The 4529-nt window shown below is 74.1% G+C and carries 5 protein-coding genes and 1 pseudogene; 4 read left to right on the forward strand and 2 right to left on the reverse strand.

The features are described from left to right. The coding region (locus H5J29_RS21820; RefSeq protein WP_181782907.1) for a DNA glycosylase AlkZ-like family protein at positions 1-497 on the reverse strand (497 nt) is incomplete at its 3' end. A gap of 222 nt (positions 498-719) precedes the next feature. Between H5J29_RS21820 and coaA the strand changes: the two genes are divergently transcribed. Both coaA and H5J29_RS21830 read left to right on the forward strand, forming a co-directional pair. Continuing rightward, positions 720-1736, forward strand: coding sequence for a type I pantothenate kinase (gene coaA, locus H5J29_RS21825; RefSeq protein ID WP_181782908.1), 1017 nt, complete (start codon positions 720-722; stop codon positions 1734-1736). A gap of 36 nt (positions 1737-1772) precedes the next feature. Then, positions 1773-2228 (forward strand): MarR family winged helix-turn-helix transcriptional regulator, encoded by a 456-nt coding sequence (locus H5J29_RS21830; RefSeq protein ID WP_181782909.1) that lies wholly within the window; start codon positions 1773-1775, stop codon positions 2226-2228. On the opposite strand, the gene H5J29_RS21835 is transcribed toward H5J29_RS21830, so the two are convergent. Further along, complete coding sequence (locus tag H5J29_RS21835) at positions 2229-3014, reverse strand: DUF427 domain-containing protein (RefSeq protein ID WP_181782910.1); 786 nt, start codon at positions 3012-3014, stop codon at positions 2229-2231. Positions 3015-3144: 130 nt separating this feature from the next. On the opposite strand from H5J29_RS21835, the gene H5J29_RS21840 reads away from it, so the two are divergent. Together H5J29_RS21840 and H5J29_RS21845 are read left to right on the forward strand one after the other, a co-directional pair. Continuing rightward, positions 3145-3636, forward strand: a complete 492-nt coding sequence (locus H5J29_RS21840; protein WP_181782911.1) for a MarR family winged helix-turn-helix transcriptional regulator — start codon at positions 3145-3147, stop codon at positions 3634-3636. A gap of 154 nt (positions 3637-3790) precedes the next feature. After that, positions 3791-4529 (forward strand): annotated as a pseudogene (locus H5J29_RS21845) (hypothetical protein); the annotation flags it as partial.

The following is a 4529-nucleotide window of genomic DNA, read 5'->3' on the forward strand; positions in this document are numbered from 1 at the left end:
ACGTGGTGGGCCTCGCACGGCCCGCACCACGGCGAGAGCTCCGCGGGGATCCGGGCCGTGACCTCGGCACTCAGCTCGCCCTTCACCCGCGGCCCCGCCGCGAGGACCTCCGCCATCGCCGCCGCGACCACCCGCAGCGCCTCGGTGACCGGGATGCCGATCTCCGCGAGCCTCTTGCGCTGCCAGCCGAGCCGCGCGGCCGCATCCGCCTCCGAGACCGGCCAGGACGCGGCTGCGAGGGCGGGCAGCGCCTCGCGGGGATGGAGATGTGGCGCGCCGCGGTGCGACCAGATCACGACCAGGCCCGCGAGGTCCGCCCGCACGGCCTCCCGACGCGCGGCGAGGGCGAGCGGCAGGGACCCCGGTGGGGAGTCCTGCACGCCCAGGCGCAGCACCCGCAGGCCCGCGACCGGCCCGGCCGACCTCGCGGCCAGACCGTGCCGCGCGAACCGGTGGGCCAGCACCCGCCTGCGGTCGAGCTCCACACTCTCGGACATACGGGGCATCGTGCCGCACCGCACCGACCGACAGCGCGCACCGGGCGTCGCGGAGGGGTGGTTGTCCACAGGCCCAGGGGAGTGGTCCGCAGCACGTCCGCGCTCGAACGCGTGATCCGCGGTCTAGGTTGGACCACCATCGACCGAGAGATCGACGACCAGATCGACCGGGGGCCCGGCGGGGCCCGGCCGGCCCAGCCTCCCGAGAGGACCGAGGTCACGATGCCCGCGACGGTGCAGGCCAGTGAGCAGACGATCGGGCAGCCCCTCGGCGCCCTCACGCCGGCCGGTCCGGCCGCCCGACATCCCCGATCCGGCGGGCACTCCCCGTTCGTGGACTTCGACCGCAGCTCCTGGGCCCGGTTGGGCGAGACCAGCCCGCTGCCGCTGACCGCGGCGGAGCTGGAGCGGGTGCGGTCCCTCGGGGACGACATCGACCTCGACGAGGTCCGCCAGGTCTACCTGCCGCTGTCCCGGCTGCTGAACCTGCACGTCCAGGAGGGCGGCAGGCTCTACCGCGCCTACCGGACCTTCCTGGGCGGCACCGCCGCGCGGACGCCCTTCGTGATCGGGGTGGCGGGCTCGGTGTCGGCGGGCAAGTCCACCACCGCCCGGCTGCTGCGGCTGCTGCTGGCGCGCTGGCCCCAGCACCCGCGCGTCGAGCTGGTCACGACCGACGGGTTCCTGCACCCCAACGCGGTGCTGGAGCGGCGCGGGCTGATGCAGCGCAAGGGCTTCCCGGAGTCCTACGACCGGCGCAAGCTGCTCCGCTTCGTCATGGACGTCAAGGCGGGGCGGGCCGAGGTCACCGCCCCCGTCTACTCCCACCTCGTCTACGACATCGTCCCCGAGGAGCGCCTGGTCGTCCGCCGCCCGGACATCCTGCTCATCGAGGGGCTGAACGTACTGCAGCCTGCCACCGCCAACTCCGCGCTGACGGTGAGCGACTTCATCGACTTCTCCGTCTACGTCGACGCCGCTCCGGCCGACCTGCGGCGCTGGTACGTCGAGCGGTTCCTGCGGCTGCGCGAGACCGCCTTCCGCGATCCCGCCTCGTACTTCCGCCGCTACGCCGAGCTGGACCGCGAGGACGCCATCGCGCACGCGGAGAACATCTGGGCCACGATCAACGGGCCCAACCTGGAGGAGAACATCCTGCCCACCCGCGGCCGGGCGAGCCTGGTGCTCACCAAGGGCCCGCGGCACGACGTCACCAAGATCCGGCTCCGGAAGGTCTGACGGAGGCCCCGATCCGGCGGGTGGCAGGATGGGCGGATGACCGCGGAGCACGTCCCGCAGCCACCCGTCGACCACCTCCTGACCGAGGAGGCGACCCGGCTGCGGCTCGCCGTGGGCAGGCTCCACCGCCGGATCCGGATCGACGGGGGCGACTCGCTTCCCCCCTTGCAGCTCTCGGCCCTCTCCACGGTCGCCCTCCACGGCCCGTTGCGGCTCTCCGAGCTCGCCAGGCGCGAGGCGGTCACCGCCCCCACCATGTCGCGCGTCCTGGGCGCGCTCGACGACCAGGGGCTCGTCGTGCGCGCCTCCGACCCGCAGGACGCCCGAGGGGTGCTGATCACGCTGTCGTCCGCCGGGCGGGTCCGGCTGGACGAGATCGTCACGCACCGCACGGCGCTCGTCGCCCGCAGGCTCGGCCGCCTGGACGCCGCGCAGCGCGAGGTCATCCGGGCGGCCCTGCCCGCGATCGAGGCACTCCTCGAGGAGGAGTGATCAGGAGACGCCCACCCGGACGTCGTCGCCCCAGAAGCTGAGCAGGCCCGCGACCCGGCCCGACTCCGGCAGCGGCTCCTCGTACTCCCAGGCGATGTCGGCGACCTCGGTGCCGTCCGGCAGGGTGGCCGACCAGTACCGGGCCTCGCCCTTGTACGGGCACCGCGACCGGGTGTCCGATGCCCGCAGGGGCACCTGTACGGACTCCCGCGGCAGGTACCAGCGGTTCGGCAGACCCGTCTCGCTCAGCACGGTGGGGGAGTCGGACACCGCGACCAGGACGTCGCCGTGCCGGACCTCGACGTGTCGCCGGGTGGGCCGCACGTCCACGCGTGTGTAGGGGTCGGTGAGGTGGGCGAAGACCTGCTCCTCCTCGTCGTACCAGGCGTCCGCGGCGGACCAGTAGAGGGCCGCGTAGCCCTTCAGCCACGGTGCCTCGGCGGTCGGCTCCGGGTAGGACCAGACGGCGTTCTCCACCGTCCGGTCGCCCACCACCAGCGAGTGGTAGCTCGCGTCGCCCTTGAACGGGCAGTGCGTGTGGTGCTCGGTCGGGACCAGCACGTCGGCCGCCAGGTCCGTGAACGGGACGTAGAGCACGGGCAGCAGGGCCGTCTCGTGCACGAGGAGGCCGTCCGTGGTGTCGAGGATCGTGCGGCCCCCGAGCTCGGCCCGCACGCGGCGCGGGAAGGGCTGGGCGTAGAGCTTGTGGGCGGGGCCGTCCACCGCGTAGTTCACGGTCGTCGGCGGGTGCGGGGCGAGCGGTCCGTCTGCACGGGTGAGTCCCATGTCACGGCCAACCCGGAGGCGGCGACACGCATTCCCCTTCTCGGGTTGCGTAGTGCAACGTTGTGGGGGGCAATGTGGGTACGATCGTTTCGTCCCTGTATGTCCCGATTTCCGTGAGGAAGGTGAGCCCGTGAGCGCCGTCACCGGTCCGATCGCCGCCGAGGCGGCAGGCCTGGACTCCCTGCACCGCCTCGAACACGAGGTCACCGTGCTGATCCGGCGGACCGTGGAGTCGGTCTGGGCGGGTGGGTACGGCACCCACGAGGCCGTCGACCGCTACACCTACCCGGTCCTCGCCGCCCTGGACGAGCACGGCGAGCAGTCGCTCACGGTGCTCACCGGCAGGCTCGGGGTCAGCAAGCCCACCGCCAGCAGGCAGGTGTCCCGGCTGTCCCGCGCCGGCCTCGTCGAGGTCCGCCCGGACGAGCGGGACTCCCGCTCGGTCGTCATCACGCTGACCGCCGAGGGGCTGGCCCAGCGGGAGGTCGTGCGCGGTGCCCGGCTGGGGCCGCTGCACTCCGTGCTGGAGGGCTGGCCGAAGGCGGACCGCGAGGCCCTGGGCGCCCTGCTGGCCCGCTTCAACGCCGACCTGGACGAGTTCCGCGAGCGCAGCGGGCACTGAGGGTGGAGCGCGGGTCGCGCGGTGATCGACACCGACCGACACGCGTGCCCACCCGCTGCCCCGGCACCGCGGCCCGCCGGGATGCCATAGTGGGGAGCGGACACGACCCCCGTGTGGTCGATCCGTGCGGTCGGGGCACCCGAGGGGAGAGCAGGTGGACGCGCTCGTCGCGCTCGTCGGGCAGGTGCTGTCCGGGCTGCGTTCGGCCGTCGCCCCGGACTTCTGCCCCGGTGTGTGGGCCTGGGCCACGTCGTTGCTTGGGATCGGGGTCGGGCTGCTGCCCGCCGCGGGCGCCTTCGTCGTCGCGCTGCTCCGCAGGCGGATCGGCTCGGGCTACGGCGGCGGTCGCGGCCTGGTGCTCGGCGGTGTCGGGCTGCTCACCGCGGGGGTGCTCCCGCTGCTGGTGTTCGTCGCGGCGGGGCGCGTGTTCGCCGCCGCCGCGGGCGAGGGTGCCGTCCCCGGTCTGACCGGCTCGGCCGCCCGTTCGGTCCGGACCACCGTCTGCTTCGTGGGACCGCAGAGCAGCTACCTCGGCGGCGTCACGGTGGCCGACGCGTTCGACCCGGCCGATCCGGTCAACCTCGGCGTCGCGGTCCTGCTCCTGGGGCTCGTACCGCTGCTCACCGCCCTGTTCGTCGGCGCCCAGGCCCGGCTCGTGCTGCGCCGCGGACCCGCGTGGCCCGCCAAGTTCTTCTGGATCCCGGCGCTCGCCCTCGCCGTCCTGACGGCCGGGGTGCCCGCGGGCACCGCCGAGCACCTCTGGGCGGGCGCCCTGGTCGGCGCCTTCGCCGGGATGATCCTGCTGATCGCCGTGCCGCCCCCCTCGCGGGAGACGGTCCGCCTCCATGGCCAGCACCCGCACGAGCTGGTTGATCCCGGCCTTGGCCGCGCAG

Source organism: Pseudonocardia pini (assembly GCF_013870575.1).
In the GTDB taxonomy this organism is placed as follows: Bacteria; Actinomycetota; Actinomycetes; order Mycobacteriales; family Pseudonocardiaceae; genus Pseudonocardia; species Pseudonocardia pini.